Here is a 15844-nt window from a genome sequence, read left to right as displayed (position 1 = left end):
AGCCTTCGGTTCGGTTCGCGCCTGCTCAGGCAGGTGCGTTGAGCTGCATCCCAATCTTTTCGGCCAGTGCTTCCGCATCCACCGGCTTGGGCAGCTTCGAAAAACGTTCCGGAAATCTGTCTGAAAACTGGTCGTCCTGTGGCAGATGCCCCGAAACGGCAACGACCCGGCAATCGGGGTGCACATCAAGAGCTTTCGCCACAAGGTCCCAGCCCGAGTGACCATTGTCGAGCTGCAAGTCCGTCACCATGATCGAATAGGGCATGTCGCGGCCAATCCTGACCTTGGCATCCTCAAAACAATGCTCTGTCGTCACCTTGTACCCGAACCTTGTCATGAGGTCCGATATCGCAGCTGCCGACCTCCGGTCGTCATCAACCACAAGTGCGTGCCCGATCCCGTTTCCGGCCACGGTCTCGACAGAATGGGCGGTTTGTCCACGAGGCTGCTGGGGAAAGGTCAACGTTACGCAGGTTCCGCGCCCCGGCTGCGATGCAATGTGGATGGTGCCGCCTGACTGGTGCGCGAACCCGTGCACCATGGACAGCCCTAGGCCCGTGCCTTCACCGTTCGCGCGGGCGCTGAAGAAAGGCTCTGCGGCCTGGCGCAACGTATCTGCATCCATGCCGCAGCCATCATCCTGCACCGATAGCGAGATCGTCCCGTCTGTCTGCCGCGTCACGGCAATTTCGATATGTCCTTGGTCTTCGATGGCCTGACCTGCATTCACGCACAGGTTCAATATGGCGCTTTCCAGCTGGCCGGGGTCGATCCGCGCATGCATCGGGCCTTCGTCGCACCTGATCGTCAGCGTTACGGTTTCGGGCAGGGCCATCGACAACAGGTCTTCCATGCCTTCCGCAATCACGGCGATATCGGTTTCGATGGGGGCAAGGTGTTGTTTGCGGGCGAAGGCCAGAAGCCTCTCGATCAGCGAAACACCGAGTTCGACGGCGTCATTGATCCTTGCTTTCAGCACGGAGGCCTTGGGGCTAAGCTCGCCCTCCAGCATGTGAAGATTTCCGGAGATCGTGGACAGAATGTTGCCGAAGTCATGGGCAACTTCGCCTGTCACCTTGCCGAGGCTTTCCACTCGCCGGATTTCTTCCAGCCGTTCGTCGATCCTTTTGCGTTCCGTCGTTTCGGAAAACAGCCAAACCGAGCCGCCGTCGGGCAATGCCGACTGGCGCACTTCCAGCACGCGGCCGGTGGTGTCGGCGTATTCGCCAAATCCGGCGCGGTCGTTTTCATTGGCGCGGCGTTCGAACGGTGACTTTTCCAGAAGTTCCGGCAAAGTCATGCGTTTGCCGCGGCCAGCCCTTTCAAGGCGCAACAACTCCCGGACACGATCATTTTCGGCCAGGATCTGCCCGGTTGGCGACAGGACCGCGACACCGTCGCTTATGTTCTGGAAAACGGTGATGAAAAGCTCGTTTCGACGCCAGACTTCCCTGGTTTTCCGTTCCAGGCGCAGGGCGTTGGACCGGAACTTGCGGAAGGCCTCTGACAACTGCCCGATTTCGTCCGACGAGCTTGCCTTCTTGGGGAGCCGCGCCTTCAGGTCTCCTGCTGCCAGCCGCCGCATGACTGCGGTGATCTGGTGCAGGTTGCGAACCACGTAGCGGGAGACAAACAGGGCGGAGCCGATGGCAACAATCAAACTGATGCCGGTCAGGACAAGAATGACGGCCTTTGCAAAGGTAATGCTGGTCGTTGTCTTGTCGCGTGAATCGCGAAGCCGCAGCTTTGTGTCCGTCACCTTCTGAAGGGCGTAGGCGTTCACCTGCGCGAGCTCTGTGCGAATACGGAAGAGTGCGTTTTCGGCATCGAGCTTGGCAGCGAGGCTGGCATAACGCAGCGAGAACAGGTCGCCCCGCCGCATCACGGCGTCATCGACCTCGGCCAAGGCGGCACGTACGGCGGCAGGGGCATTGGAAGCAATGTCCTGACGGATACGCCGGAAGCTGCTTTGCTGCTCGCCGACCTTGATCAGCTCCTGACTGCGCAACGCACCGATGGCCGCCATGACCAGTTGCTGCAGGGCTGACCAGTCCTGACGGTCCTCAGGCGATTGGTCCCGAGATTGTGCGAGCCTCCTGAAGCGTTTTTGAAGGCGCTCCAGATCCTGATCGATCAGTGCGAGTTCTGCAGCGTTCCTGCCTTGTGGAACCATTGCGCGGGCCAGATCGGTGATCGCGACCCGGATGCGGGCAAGAGGCCTGATGAGGTCGGGATCGCCACCACCCAGTGTCTCGATGTGATCAAGCGTTGCGAGAATTCGTTCGGCCTCGCTTTCCAGTTGGAAGCTGGGGCTTAGCGTCATCAGAAAGGGCGCGGAGGCGGCCAGTTTCGACGCGTTGCCGGAAAGTTCCAGGGCGTCGGAAACGTCGCTCAAGGTCTGGTCGTGAAATGTGCCGAGCTGCTCTTCGGCGCTGTTGAGAGTGATGAGGGCAATGGCCCCGACAACCATGACCACGACAAGAAGCAGGCCGATGGAGGAAAGCAGCAGCGAGCGGATACTGGGTTGGCGGAGCCGGGACGTGCTCATGGTCCGTCCGCCTGCAGGACGAAGATATATCCCTGTGCGCGGCGGGTTTGCAGATGAACGGGCTTGGACGGGACGTTCTCGATCTTGCGGCGCAACCTCAGGATCAGGACATCGATGGTCCGGTCGACATAGCGCTGCATGTCGCTGCCGATCTCGCGCATCAGGTCCGTACGGGGGATGATCCGGTCCGGATTCTTCACGAAATATTCCAGGAGGACATATTCCGCATTGGTCAGCGGAATCTCGTCGCCGTTGCCGTCAAGCAGTTCCCTGCGTTTCAGGTTCACCCTCTTGTCGCCGAAGATGATCTCCTGATCCTTGCCGGCTTTCGCAGCTGAAACGCCATGCCCGTAGCGTCGCAGAACCGCGCGGATGCGGGCGACGAGTTCGCGTGGATTGAACGGCTTCATCAGGTAGTCGTCAGCGCCTGTCTCAAGGCCGATGATCTTGTCGATCTCGTCGCCCACACCGGTCAGCATGACGATTGGAAGCTCGCTGGTTTCGCGAATGTGAATGGCAAGGGTCAGACCGGATTCGCCCTTGAGGCGCAGGTCAATCAGCGCGAGGTCGAAATCCTGGGGACTGCCAGCCGCCTTGAAGCCGTCGCTGTCCTGAAACGCAACCGGTTCGAACCCGCTTGCCTCCATGAGAGCAGACAGGGTTTCGCGCACATCCGCGTCATCATCGATGATGGCAATCACCGGTCTTGTCGCGCTTGCATCCATGCCGTCGCTCTCTTGCACCTTCATGAGCTGTCTAACACAAGGACCAGGTTGCGAGACCAGAATATCGTTACAATTGTTTCACCCGCCCATGGGTGGTTGTAACACTGTTAACAAAATAGGGCTGTCCAACAGCTTCTGTTAACACTTCGCCGCTCGTTTTCCCTCGCCACATCCCGCTAGGCTTAAGTCGATCTTTCAAGAGCCTTGCGGTGCGATGCGCTGTGAGGCGCGAGTGATCTGTAATGGGAGGAAAATATGAGAAATATGCTGGCCCGGCTCGGTTCCGTGGCTTTTGTGACCGGTTTTGCCCTTTCGTCCGCTTATGCAGCTGAATGCGCGAACCAGGGTGCACTTGATAGCATCTACTGCGATGCCAATGGCGATCTTGTCGCCGATGCCCCGTCCGATCCGGCCAAACTGAGCAACCCGGACACGCTCGTCTTCGCCTACACTCCGGTTGAAGATCCGGCCGTTTACGCCGACATCTGGGCACCTTTCATCGAGCATCTGGAAACCGTTACCGGCAAGGACGTGCAGTTCTTCGCCGTGCAGTCGAATTCGGCTGAAGTGGAAGCCATGCGGTCCGGCCGTCTGCATATCGCGGGCTTCTCGACCGGCCCGACGCCTTTTGCCGTCAATCTCGCCGGTGCTGTGCCGTTTGCGATCATGGGCAGCGAAGACGGTCAGTTCGGCTACCGCCTTCAGATCTACACCCAGGCCGATAGCGATATCAAAACGCCTGCCGATATGAAGGGCAAGCGCATCGCGCACACGTCTCCGACGTCCAACTCGGGCAACCAGGCGCCGCGGGCCCTGTTCCCGGACCTCGGTGTCGTGCCGGATCAGGACTATGAAGTCATCTATTCCGGATCCCATGACCAGTCGATGCTGGGTGTGGTTGCCGGCGACTATGACGCCGCACCGGTCGCTTCCGAAGTTGTTGACCGCATGGCGGAACGTGGCCTTTACGATCCGGAGGAAGTGCGCATTGTCTGGGAAAGCGATCCGTTCCCGACAACCTCCTTCAACTATGCCCACGACCTGGACCCGGCCCTCGTTGAAAAAATCAAGGAAGCGTTCTTCAGCTTCGACTTCAAGGGCAACAAACTGGGTGAGGAATTCGAGGGCGTAAGCAAGTTCGTCCCCATCACCTACAAGGATCAGTGGGCTGTCATCCGGCAGATCCAGGCCAGCAACGGTGTTGAATACACGCCGCAAGGTCTTGCCAAGTAAGACAACTGGCTTTGACGGCCCGCCGTGAGTTGAACTCCGGCGGGCCGGTTCAATCGAGGTAAAACATGCTAAAGATAACAAGCCTTGTGACACGTTACGGGGCCGGGGATCCTGTGCTCAAAGACCTGGACCTCGAGGTTCCCGGTGAAGAGGTCGTCTCCGTGATCGGCTCTTCGGGTGCGGGCAAGAGTACTCTGCTTCGCTGCATCAACCGGCTGGTCGAGCCGACCTCCGGCAAGATCTTCCTGAATGGTACCGATTTCACCAGCCTGGGCAAGCGCGAGCTGCGCGTCGGCCGCCGCCGCATCGGCATGGTGTTCCAGAGCTTCAATCTGGTTGACCGCCTGACCGTGATGGAAAATGTCCAGAGCGGGCGCCTCGGTTACATCTCGACCTGGGCAGCGCTTTCGAGACGTTACCCCAAGGAAGACATCCGCAGGGCCTATGAGCTCATGGAGCGGGTCGGGATCGCCCATTACGCCAACAAGCGCGCGGACGAACTTTCAGGCGGCGAACGCCAGCGTGTCGGCGTTATCCGGGCGCTGATGCAGCAACCTGAAATCCTTCTGGCCGACGAACCGACAGCTTCTCTCGACCCGAAGACCTCGGAACAGATCATGACGCTGCTGCGGGACCTCGCACGCGAACTGAAGCTTCCGGTGATCATCAACATTCACAACGTCAATGAAGCCAAGGAATTCAGCGACCGTATCGTCGGCATGCGCTATGGGCGGATCATTTTCGACGATCTGCCGGATGCCCTGACGAAGGACGCGATGCACGAGATCTACGCCGGTGTTCCTCACGAAGACCGGCAGATGGAAGGCGCTGCGGCATGAGTACGGCGAGGGATACCTGGCGCAAGCAGCCCTTCATCGCCAACCCGCTATTGCGCTACGGCCTTTATGTCGCAATAGCGGTCTATATCGTGACCACCTTTGCGACGCTGCCGATCGACTGGGACCGTATGATGCAAGGCTTGAGCCGTGCAGGGCGGATCTTCGGCGGGGCCTTCCCGCCCAGCTTCCAGCGCAGCGAGTTGCTCATCGACGGGTTTATGGAAAGCCTGAAGATCGCGATCCTTGCAACTGTCGGCGGCATCCTGCTGTCGATCCCGATCGCTTTCATGGCGGCCAGGAATATCGCACCGCTCCCGATCTATTATTTTGGCCGGGCGGTCATCATCATCGCACGAAGCTTCCATCCGGTAATTGTCGCCATCATCTTCGTGAAAGCGGTTGGTTTCGGTCCCTTCGCGGGTGTCCTGACGCTGATCGTCTACTCCATCGGCTTTGTTGCCAAGCTGCTGGCGGAAAAGATCGAGGAAATCGATCCGGGGCCCGTCGAAGCCATGAAGGCAGCGGGCGCACCGTTCCTGTCCACACTGGTTTACGCGGTGTTCCCGCAGATCATGCAGCGCCAGATCGGACTCGGCATCTATCAGCTCGACAGTAACCTGAGAGCCTCGGCGGTCGTCGGTATCGTTGGCGCAGGTGGCATCGGCGCCACCCTGGCGAATGCATTCGGGCGCTACGACTACGACTTCGCCCTGGCCATCACCATGGTCATCGTGGGTGCCATCCTGATTTCCGAAGCCGTCAGCGGTGCAATCAGAAAGCGGATCGCATAATGGAACAGGTACAGCTCCAAGACTGGGCGCGTTATACGCCGGCCCAACGGTTTCAGCGCTACGGCTACTTTGCCCTGACCGCACTCGTCGTTGCCTGGGCCCTCGGCAGCGTCAACATCATCTGGGCGTGGGTGTGGGACGCGCCGACCCAGATGGGCGATCTTTTCAGCCGCATGGTGCCTCCAGACCCGACCCACCTCGACCAGATTCTGAGTGCGTTGTGGGAGACGGTAAACCTTGCCACAATCGCCACGGCTATGGCGGTCGTGCTGGCTTTGCCGGTGGCCTATATCGCCGCGCAGAACACCACGCCGAACGCACTGACGCTGTGGCTCGGCCGGTTCATCCTGGTCTCGTCGCGTTCGGTGAACACGATCATCTGGGCCCTCTTGTTCGTGGCAATCTTCGGCCCGGGTGTTGTTGCCGGCATCGTTGCAATCATGTTCCGTTCCATCGGCTTCCTGGGCAAACTTCTGGGCGAAGCCATCGAGGAAATCGATCCGAAACCGGTCGAGGCGCTGAAGGCGTGCGGCGCAAGCCATTTCAAGGTGGTGCTCTATGCCATCGTCCCCCAGGTCATGCCGACCTTCTTTGCGGTGACTATCCTGCGCTGGGACATCAACCTGCGGGAATCCACGGTTCTCGGGCTGGTCGGGGCAGGGGGCATTGGTGTGATCCTGCAAGGGGCCATCGATACCTTCAACTGGCAGGAAGTCTCCATGGTGCTCCTGGCAATCATCGCCCTGGTGGTAGTGGGAGAGGTCGTATCGTCCTACCTGCGGCGCAAGATCCTCTGAAAAGAGCCGGAACCGGTTGCCAGGATTGAAAAGCCGTTTTGGCAAACTGCAAATGATGGCGCGGCAGCGGGAAACCTCTGCCGCGCCATTTGCTTTGTGGAAACTCTTCGTCATTTGGTCCGAAACCCGTCTGAAACGAAGCGGCCTTTCTTGAACTTTTCTTCGTTTCAGTGATGATCGAAGCAAGACATTGCCACCAACCGCTGATTTGCCATCACCGCTCGGCTGACGAAACAAGACGTCACGTCCGGAACCAGCCCAGCAACCGTCCGGTTTCTGCGGGCGGCCATCACACCATTAAGGCCCGGCCTATGACTGAATCGCTCAAGGGACTTGCCGCCGCGCTTCTCGCATTTGCCCTGTTTTCCACGCATGACGCCATCATCAAGGAACTCGGTGGCAGCTATCCGGTCTTTCAGATCATCTTCTTCACGATGCTTTTTGCCTTCGTGCCGATGTCGATGATGATGCTGGCGGACAAAGCAGTCGACAATTTCCGTCCAAGACACCCCTGGCTGGTGCTGTCGCGGGCAGGCCTGGCCATTATCGCCATGTCCTGCGGGTTCTACGCCTTTACGGCGCTACCGCTGGCCGAGGTCTATGCATTGCTGTTTGCCATGCCGCTTCTGATCACCGCCTTGTCCGTACCGTTGCTTGGTGAGACCGTGCGGGCGCAGCGCTGGGCTGCCGTGATCGTCGGTTTGATCGGCGTTCTAATCGTTTTACGTCCCGGCGTGACGGAGTTGACCCTCGGCCATGCAGCTGCCCTGACAGCGGCCTTCGCCAATTCGCTTTCCACCATTCTGGTGCGTAAACTCGGCGGCAAGGAACGTCCGGCCGTCCTGATCCTCTACCCGATGATCCTGTCCATGATGGCCATGTCGATGACGCTGCCGGTCTTCTATGTGCCGGTGGAGCTTCTCGACCTCGGACTTATGGCGGCGATCGGCTTTCTCTCGGTCATTGCCCAGTTCCTGACGATTTCGGCCTACAAGGCCGCGCCGGCCGCGGTCGTGGCACCACTGCAATACAGCCAGATCCTCTGGGCAAGCCTGTTCGGCATGCTGTTCTTTTCCGAAACACCGGATTTCTACGTCGGCCTCGGCTCAGCAGTCATCATTGCCTCGGGTATCTTCGTCGTGTGGCGTGAGAGCCGGGAGAATGTCTCTGTACAGACCCCGGTCCTGAAAACCGCCAACCCGCGTTTCGATACGGGCCCGCAGCCGAAGTAGGGGGCGAGGGAGTCTGGCTCCCAACGGGCGGCTATCCGGACTTCCCACAATAAGACAGCCTCATCCTGAGGAAGCGCGTGAGCGCTGTCTCGAAGGATGGGCCGCTTGCTCCTGAGTATGCCGCCCATCCTTCGAGACGCGCAGAAATGCGCTCCTCAGGATGAGGTCGCGAGGGAGGCGGGGGAAGGAAACCGGGTCACCACAGCAGTTGGCTAAGCAACCGGCCTCAGGCCAAACATTCCTCAGTCCAGCCGTTTCTTGAAGCGGAAAGCGGCGACGATCATGCCCAGAACGAAGAACCCGCACATCCAGAGCACGTCGCGGTGCAGCTCCAGCAGTCCGGCGTCCCGCAGGACGAACCCTCTGATCATGCGCATGAAATGGGTCGCCGGAAACGCCTCGGCAATATACTGCGCGATCACCGGCATGCCTTCATAGGGAAACATGAAGCCGGACAGCAGGATGGACGGCAGCAGCACGAACACCGTCATCTGGGTTGCCTGCAACTGGCTTTGGGCAATGGTCGACAGCACCAGGCCCAGTGACAGACTGGCTCCGATGAAAAGCAATGTGCCAACAAAGAGATCGAATATCTTGTCGCCGAAAGGCACGTTGAACAGCAGGTGTCCGAGCCCGAGGATGATCACCGTCTGCAATAGGCCGATGAAGATGTAGGGAATGATCTTGCCGATCATCAGCTCGATCGGCCGTACCGGCGTGTTGATCAGCATTTCCATGTTGCCGCGCTCGCGTTCGCGCACGATTGCCGCCGATGTGAACATGATCATGGTCATGGTCAGGATGATGCCGACCAGACCGGGGACGATGTTGATGGCGGTACGCTGTTCCGGGTTGAAGAACAGGGCCACCTCGAAGGTCGGCGTCGACCGGTTCGGGGCCTGACGGTTCAATTCGGCCAGCGGCATGTTGCGCAGCGACTTGATGGCGCCTGCGATCATGGTGTCGGAGCCGTCGACGATCCACTGGGCAACAGGGCGGCTGGTTTCCTCGTCGGTGGAAGGCGGCGTGCCCAGGTTGGCGGCGGGCGAGCGGGCGACCCTCTGGGAGAGGTCGTCCGGCAGGATGAAAACGGCGCGCACGCGCGCGGCCTTGATCGCGGTTTCCGCTTCCTCGATGCTGGTCAGGCGTTCGGTCACCTTTACGACACGGGTCGCTTCCACCATCTGGATCAGGATCCGGCTCAGCCCGGTCTGGCTGTGATCGACGACAGCTACGGGAATATCGCGAATGTTGGTGTTGATGGCGTAGCCGAACAGGATCAGCTGGATCAACGGGATCATGATGACCATGCCGAAAGTCATCCGATCCCGGCGCAACTGGCTGAGTTCCTTGAAGAAGATGGCCGATATCCGTGAAAGGGGTCTGATCATTGTCGGCCTTCTCCCGTTGCCGTCACGAAGACATCTTCCAGGTTCGGGCGCACCTTTTCGATCAACGTGGCACCGTTGGTCTCGTCCTTGTTTTTCAGGAACGCTTCAGGATCGGTAATGTCGTCCCGCACCAGAACACGCAGGCGTGCGCCCAGCTGCGCAGCGGTGATGATGCCTTCCGTTCCCAGCAGCCGGCGGCGGATTTCGCGCAGGTTGGGGCCTTCGATTTCCACGACATTGGCACCCATTGCCGCCATCAGGTCCTTCGGTGCCCCGTCAGCACGTTTCTGGCCTGCTTCCATGATTGCAATCTTGTGGCAGCGTTCCGCCTCGTCCATGAAATGCGTGGTCACGACAATGGACGTTCCGCCATCGACCAGGTCGAACAGCTGTTCCCAGAAATGGCGGCGCGACTCCGGGTCAACGGCCGAGGTCGGTTCGTCCAGAAACAGAAGCTGCGGTTCGTGCAGAACGGCGGTTGCCAGCGCCAGGCGCTGGCGTTGCCCGCCGGACATCTTGCCTGCGAACCGGTCACCCAGCTCGCTCAATTCATATCGCTCCATGACCTCGGCAATGCGCTGTTTCTTCCGCTTCGATGGCAGGCCGTAGATCGTTGCCATGAAGTTGAGGTTCTCCAGAACCGTCAGATCGCCATAAAGCGAAAAGGCCTGGGTCATGTAGCCGATCTTGTATTTCAGGGTCTCGGCATCCTTGGGAACGGAAAGCCCCAGCACTTCAACGGTGCCTTCGGTCGGCGTGAGAAGGCCCGTCAGCATGCGCATGGCCGTGGTCTTGCCGCAGCCGTTGGGGCCGAGAAAGCCATAGATCATGCCGCGCTCGATGGTCAGGTCCAGCCCGTCGACCGCCCGGAACCCCTTGAAGCTTTTCACCAGGCCCTCGGCCCGGATCACGATGTCGCCGTCGTTTGAACTCACGGCAGAACAACCTGGGCCGGAACGCCATTCGGCAGGTCGTTGGCGCTGTCAGGCAACTGCACTTCGGCGACATACATCAACCGGGCGCGCTCGGATTGATTGAGCGCGTAATAGGGCGTGAAGGAAGCTTCGGAACTGATCCAGCGCACAGTGCCTTCGATCGGCTTGTCGAGGCCGTCAATTCGCACCTCCAGCTTGTCGCCCTGCTTGACCTTCACCCGGTGCGGTTCGGGAACATAGACGCGGGCATAGGGTGCATCGCCGGCCAGCATCACAACGACCGGACTGCCGACCGTCACCCGTTCCCCAAGGTTCCAGGGAAGGTTGTCGAGCGTGCCATCACGCGAGGCGGTGATGGTCAGATCGGACAGGATCTTTTCCTGGGTGGCGAGGCTTGCCTGGGCGGCTTCCAGTTCGGCCTTGGCTATGTCAAGGTCTTCCGGTCTTGTGCCGGCGACAAGCTCCTTCAGTTGTTCCTGCGCACTTTTCAGGGTCGCGTCGGCTGCATCGCGCGCAGCCTTGGCACTGTCGAGCTGTGCCTGGCTTGTGGTGCCGCGTCCGGTCAGGTCGTCGTAGCGCCCGAACGAAGCCTGTGCATCTTCCAGCTCCGCTTTCGCACCCGCTACGGCGGCGCGAGCCTTGGCAATCTCCTCGTCGCGGGCGCCGTTTTCAAGCTTCACGAGATTGGCCTTGGCCTTCTGCACCTCCGCCTTCGCCTGGGCGACGATGGCCTGTTGTTCGGCCGGGTCCAGTTGAGCCAACACGGTGCCCTTCTTGAAGAAGGTTCCTTGTGGCACAGGCAGCTCGACCAGAACCTCGTTGGCTGTTGCGGTCAGTGCGACCCTGTCTCGCTCGAGGTTTCCAAGGGCAACATTCCCGTCTTCACTGTAACAACCGGCAGCAAACAGGCACACGGTGGCTGCGAGGACACTGCGCAGACGGGGTGTAGACATGAATTCCTCCCTATGGATCAAGGGTATGCGGCAAGAAGGGTATCGTCTTGCCGCCACCATAGCCTGCTTCGCGGGCCTGTGCCATGGCTGGTTGAGGCCGGTTCGGACCTGCCGTCTTCGGGGCAATGCCGGGCGTCAACGCCGGGCATCAACACCGGGCATGCCAAGCAGGAGGGTGCAGGTCCGGTCTTCTGCAAACGATACGAAAAAGGCCGCGGTTTGAGCCGCAGCCTTTCTTGCAAAAACGACAGGAACGAACGCCGTCAACTCGCCCGCTTGAACACGTTGTACCAGCGCTTCCTGGGAACGGTGATAGCCCGTTCGAGGATTTCCGCGGCATAAAGCGAAGCGTTTTCCCGGGCCTTGCCGACACCGGAGACCAGCGACGTGTCGAGGCCGGAGAGGCCGCCGCCGAATTCGAAGAGATCGCGGAACGCGGCGCGTTCCACAATCGGGGTCATAAGAACGTCGATATTCTGGGCGGAAAGGAAGTCCTGGACCGCCTTCATGGCACGCGTTGTCACCGCGGCGTTGGTACGGGTCAGAACCACGCAATGCTTGATGTCGTGGCGGACGATCTTTTCCAGCTTCTTGATCAGGGTCAGGATCTTGGCGCCACCGCGCGCATCCATCGAAGACCCCTGGATCGGCACGACCACAAGGTCGGACACTGAAAGTGCGTTGGCGACAATGAGGTTTTCGGTTCCTTCAAGATCGACAATCACATAGTCGGACGTTTCGGCGGCAAGTGTGATCTGCTCTGTAATGGAGGCCGGCGAAATTTCGCTGACGACGTTGATGCCCGGGCTCTTGCGTGGCAGCTCGTACCACTTCGAGATCCATTTCTGCGGGTCCGCATCAAAGATGGTGACACGCTTTCCCCGTGCTGCGACTTCTGTCGCCAGCAACAGAGCCGCCGTGGTTTTTCCGGCGCCGCCCTTTGCGTTTGCGAAGGAAATGACTGGCATCTGGCTTCTCCTGACCTTGCCGAGCATTGTCTGGAGCAACTTGCGTCTGCGAGCGCATGCCGAAAGCTGCCCCAACACCTTGAAGGCGATCTGTCAGCGGGTTCCCGAGTGTTCCGTTGCAAATCCGCTTGTGTCGCCGATGACCCATTGCAGGCCTATCTGTCTGGCAGTCTTGGATTTTTATGGTTACCAAATCCTTAAATTCGCAATTTGCAGCAGACTTATTCAACAAACGTTAGGATTTGTGGATAAAGACCAGCAAAACGCCTTGGCACTATTTGCAAGGGTCCGGCGAAAAGCTGCGTTCAGCCGCAATGGGCAGCCTGGATGACGCGAATTCGGCAACAGCAACGCCTCGTGCGTCTTCTGTCTGGGGTGGGGAGAAATCCTGCCGGATTTTGGATCGCCACCGATTGCATGCGCCTTGGGTGCCGCGTAGGTTGTCGGTGCGGAAGGGGTGCCTGAATCGGTGGTCTGCCGCTGTTGATCGGTCTCATGGTATTCGGGGCACTTGTCCGCGTTGATTTGAACGCCAGATGCTTTGGGGTCAGAATTATGTCTTTGATCCGCGCCTTGAAGGACGCCACATGCTGCACCGATTTCTCAACTCCCGCCCGGCCTGCTTGATCCGGAACCTTCTGCTTTGCGGGGTGTTGGCATTTGCGGGCACGGCAGGGGCAGCGTGGGCTGAGGCCTTGAAGCCTTACAAGGATGGGCTGTTCAGATACAAGAAGGTCTCAGAAACGCTCTATGATGGCGATTTTATCGTCGTTGAATATTCCAAACAGCGAGACCTGCGCGATCGCGACGAAGTCGACGAACGCAGGGTCTACGGAAACTATGTCTCCTACAAACCGAAGCGGGGCCGTGGCAGCGGAGAACTGAAAGCCAACGGCCGGGTTGTCGAATTCATGGGCACCGGCAACTGGAAGGGTGGTGCCAATGCCATCGTGATCTACATTCACGGGCAGGGCGGCAACCGCTTTCAGGGCATGAACGACGTTTCGTTCGGTGGCAACTTCAACCGCGTTCAGAACCTGATGGTCAGGAACGGAGGCGCCTACCTGACCGTCGACATAAAGAACTTCGACAATCGCGGCACGGCCGATGTGGCGGCCCTGATCCAGTATCAGAAGCAGCTGTCGCCACGTGCCAAGGTCGTGGTTGCCTGCGGCTCCATGGGCGGCATCATCTGCTGGAACCTGGTAAAGAACGCCAATTATGCCAGCATGCTTTCCGGCATTCTGCTGCTTGGCTCACCGAAGGATCCCAACTTCCTGTCTTCAGGTGCACTCGGGCGCAACGTGCCGATCTATATGGGGCAGGGGACGCTCGACCAAGTCTACAATTGGGAAGATCAGGCGAACTTCTTCAAGCAGATAAAGACCAGGGCTCCGAACTATCCGATCAAGTTTACGCTGTTCGATACAGGCACCCACGGCACCCCCATCCGCATGACCGACTGGCGCCTGATACTCAACTGGATGCTGGGTTAGGCGAAGGCTCGGCACTGTTGGGGATCAAAACTGGCTCGTGTTAATTGGTCTGCACGGCGCCAGAGCAAACTTGAAGCGCTTTTGCGGTTGCCCTTACGTCACTTTTAATTTCAAACTACCCTCTGGGCACCAGTGCCTGTCATCTGGAGACGGCTCGAAACCGCCGTTTTCGGCGTGCCAGCCTCGATCCTCGGGTTGGTGCCGCGTATCAGGGGGGATGTATCATGTCAGAGTATTTTGATCTCGGCCGCTATACGCGTGTCGTGACGTCTATACCGGAAGCGCAAGTCTGGTTTGACCGCGGTCTGGTCTGGCTATTTGCCTATAATCACGAAGAGGCGATTGTCTGTTTCGAAAAGGCGGTGGCAGCCGACCCGGCCTGTGCGTTGGCTCATTGGGGCATCGCTTACGGTGTCGGTCCGAATTACAACAAGGCCTGGGAAATCTTCACGCCTGAGGAAAAGGGGCCTGCGCTGGCTCGTGCAAATGCAGCGCTTGCCACCGCAAAGGCGCTGAAGGAGGCCAGGCCGGTGGAGCGTGCGCTGATCGAGGCCCTGGCGTCGCGTTATCCCACAGATCCGGAAATCGAAGACTATCAGCCCTTCAACGATGGCTTTGCGGAAGCGATGAAACCCGTTTACGAAGCCAACAGGGAAGACCTGGATGTCGCGTGCATCTATGCAGAGGCCTTGATGAACCGGACGCCCTGGCAATTGTGGGATTTCCACACGGGCGTGCCGAACCCTGAAGGTTCCACCACCGAGGCCGTGGCTGTTCTGGAACATGCATTTGAGAGGTTGCCGGGCGCCTGGGATCATCCTGGGCTCTTGCACATGTACATTCACCTGATGGAAATGTCGCCGCACCCGGAAAGGGCTTTGCGCCATGGCGACAGGCTGAAGGATCTCGTTCCGGATGCCGGGCATCTTGTGCACATGGGAACGCATATCGATGTCTTGTGCGGCGACTATCAGAATGTGCTCTACCGCAATCTTGCGGCAGCCAAGGTCGACGACAAGTTCAAGGCTTACGCTGGCCCGGCGAATTTCTATGCGCTGTACCGGATCCACAATCTGCATTTCGCATTCTACGGCGCCATGTTTCTTGGCAGAAAAGCCGCCGCGGTGGAGGCTGTCGAGCGATTGCGCGACGAGGTGCCCGACGAAGTTGTTCGATCGTATCCGGACGTGTTCGAAACCTTCGTGGCCGCCGCACCGCATGTCTACATCCGGTTCGGAATGTGGTCTGAAATCCTTGAGCTCGATCAGCCGGCGGACAAGGAGCTCTATGTCACCACCAATGCGTTGATCTACTACGCGAAGGCCATCGCCCTGGCCAACCTCGGCCGTCATGACGAAGCTCTGTCCGCCATGGCGGATTTCACCGCGGCTTATGCGCAGGTGCCGGATAGCAGGATGCTCTTCAACAACACCGCAAGGGATGTTCTCGCCGTTGCAGAAGAAATGATGAAGGGTGAGGTGGCTTTCAAGGCTGGACGGAAGGAAGAAGGACTTTCCCATCTTCGCACTGCCGTCGACCTGGACGACGGGCTTCAATACGAAGAGCCGTGGTCCTGGCCACAGCCAACGCGCCATGCGTTGGGAGCACTTCTGATGGAAGCCGGCAAGTATGGGGAAGCCGAGCCGGTCTACCGCGCGGATCTCGGATTGGACGGCAAGCTGCCGCGCCCGAGCCAGCATCCACGCAATGTCTGGGCGCTGCACGGATTGCATGAATGTCTGGTAAGGCGCTCGGAGAAGATAGAACTGCCGCACGTCAAGCTTCTGCTCGACCAGGCCATCGCGCGTGCGGACATTCCGATCCGGGCAAGCTGCCTCTGCCGGGCGAAGGCCGCATAAAGAAGAGTTCGGGCAGATCAACGACTGGTTTTGGATGCCGCTAAAAAATGACCGGATACCTGTGCCAAATGGCGGGA

At 59.2% G+C, this 15844-nt stretch carries 13 protein-coding genes; 7 read left to right on the top strand and 6 right to left on the bottom strand.

All coding sequences use genetic code 11. From position 1 onward, the window contains the following. Positions 1 to 25: 25 nt before the first annotated feature. On the bottom strand, positions 26 to 2548 hold the full coding sequence (locus tag ACP90_RS20095; protein ID WP_062489621.1) for an ATP-binding protein: 2523 nt from the start codon (positions 2546 to 2548) through the stop codon (positions 26 to 28). Next, entirely contained in the window at positions 2545 to 3297 is a 753-nt protein-coding gene (locus ACP90_RS20090) for a response regulator transcription factor (RefSeq protein ID WP_023000016.1), read from the bottom strand. The genes ACP90_RS20095 and ACP90_RS20090 overlap by 4 nt, the downstream gene beginning before the upstream one ends. 231 nt (positions 3298 to 3528) lie before the next feature. Between ACP90_RS20090 and phnD the strand changes: the two genes are divergently transcribed. The 5 genes from phnD to ACP90_RS20065 all read left to right on the top strand — a co-directional run bounded on the left by phnD (position 3529) and on the right by ACP90_RS20065 (position 8165). Next, the gene (phnD, locus tag ACP90_RS20085) at positions 3529 to 4506 is read left to right on the top strand and encodes a phosphate/phosphite/phosphonate ABC transporter substrate-binding protein (RefSeq protein WP_208984471.1); all 978 of its coding nucleotides are present in this window, start codon (positions 3529 to 3531) and stop codon (positions 4504 to 4506) included. Positions 4507 to 4571: 65 nt separating this feature from the next. Then, positions 4572 to 5345 (top strand): phosphonate ABC transporter ATP-binding protein, encoded by a 774-nt coding sequence (gene phnC / locus ACP90_RS20080; RefSeq protein WP_062489619.1) that lies wholly within the window; start codon positions 4572 to 4574, stop codon positions 5343 to 5345. Further along, positions 5342 to 6136, top strand: a complete 795-nt coding sequence (phnE, locus tag ACP90_RS20075) for a phosphonate ABC transporter, permease protein PhnE (protein WP_023000018.1) — start codon at positions 5342 to 5344, stop codon at positions 6134 to 6136. Before phnC ends, phnE (ACP90_RS20075) begins: the two co-directional genes overlap by 4 nt. Further along, complete coding sequence (gene phnE, locus ACP90_RS20070; protein WP_023000019.1) at positions 6136 to 6933, top strand: phosphonate ABC transporter, permease protein PhnE; 798 nt, start codon at positions 6136 to 6138, stop codon at positions 6931 to 6933. The genes phnE (ACP90_RS20075) and phnE (ACP90_RS20070) overlap by 1 nt, the downstream gene beginning before the upstream one ends. Positions 6934 to 7244: 311 nt before the next feature. Further along, entirely contained in the window at positions 7245 to 8165 is a 921-nt protein-coding gene (locus tag ACP90_RS20065) for a DMT family transporter (RefSeq protein ID WP_023000020.1), read from the top strand. A 242-nt stretch (positions 8166 to 8407) separates the two neighbouring features. Here ACP90_RS20065 and ACP90_RS20060 read toward each other — a convergent pair whose 3' ends face one another. The 4 genes from ACP90_RS20060 to ACP90_RS20045 form a co-directional block, all read right to left on the bottom strand. Next, positions 8408 to 9556, bottom strand: coding sequence for an ABC transporter permease (locus ACP90_RS20060; RefSeq protein WP_062489617.1), 1149 nt, complete (start codon positions 9554 to 9556; stop codon positions 8408 to 8410). Beyond that, positions 9553 to 10491: an ABC transporter ATP-binding protein gene (locus ACP90_RS20055; RefSeq protein ID WP_208993376.1), complete on the bottom strand. Its 939-nt coding sequence runs from the start codon at positions 10489 to 10491 to the stop codon at positions 9553 to 9555. Before ACP90_RS20055 ends, ACP90_RS20060 begins: the two co-directional genes overlap by 4 nt. After that, positions 10488 to 11444 (bottom strand): HlyD family efflux transporter periplasmic adaptor subunit, encoded by a 957-nt coding sequence (locus ACP90_RS20050; protein WP_062489615.1) that lies wholly within the window; start codon positions 11442 to 11444, stop codon positions 10488 to 10490. Before ACP90_RS20050 ends, ACP90_RS20055 begins: the two co-directional genes overlap by 4 nt. Positions 11445 to 11707: 263 nt before the next feature. Next, positions 11708 to 12412 carry a ParA family protein gene (locus tag ACP90_RS20045; RefSeq protein ID WP_035908315.1) on the bottom strand — a complete coding sequence of 235 codons (705 nt, stop codon included), beginning with the start codon at positions 12410 to 12412 and terminating at the stop codon, positions 11708 to 11710. Positions 12413 to 12999: 587 nt separating this feature from the next. On the opposite strand from ACP90_RS20045, the gene ACP90_RS20040 reads away from it, so the two are divergent. Both ACP90_RS20040 and ACP90_RS20035 read left to right on the top strand, forming a co-directional pair. After that, on the top strand, positions 13000 to 13908 hold the full coding sequence (locus tag ACP90_RS20040) for a phospholipase (RefSeq protein WP_062491807.1): 909 nt from the start codon (positions 13000 to 13002) through the stop codon (positions 13906 to 13908). Positions 13909 to 14132: 224 nt separating this feature from the next. Beyond that, the gene (locus ACP90_RS20035) at positions 14133 to 15767 is read left to right on the top strand and encodes a hypothetical protein (RefSeq protein ID WP_062489613.1); all 1635 of its coding nucleotides are present in this window, start codon (positions 14133 to 14135) and stop codon (positions 15765 to 15767) included. Positions 15768 to 15844: the final 77 nt, after the last annotated feature.

This window comes from Labrenzia sp. CP4 (genome assembly GCF_001579905.1).
Taxonomy (GTDB): domain Bacteria; phylum Pseudomonadota; class Alphaproteobacteria; order Rhizobiales; family Stappiaceae; genus Roseibium; species Roseibium algicola.
The sequence above is the reverse complement of the archived record's forward strand: the minus strand, read 5'-3'. Positions and strand labels throughout refer to the sequence as shown.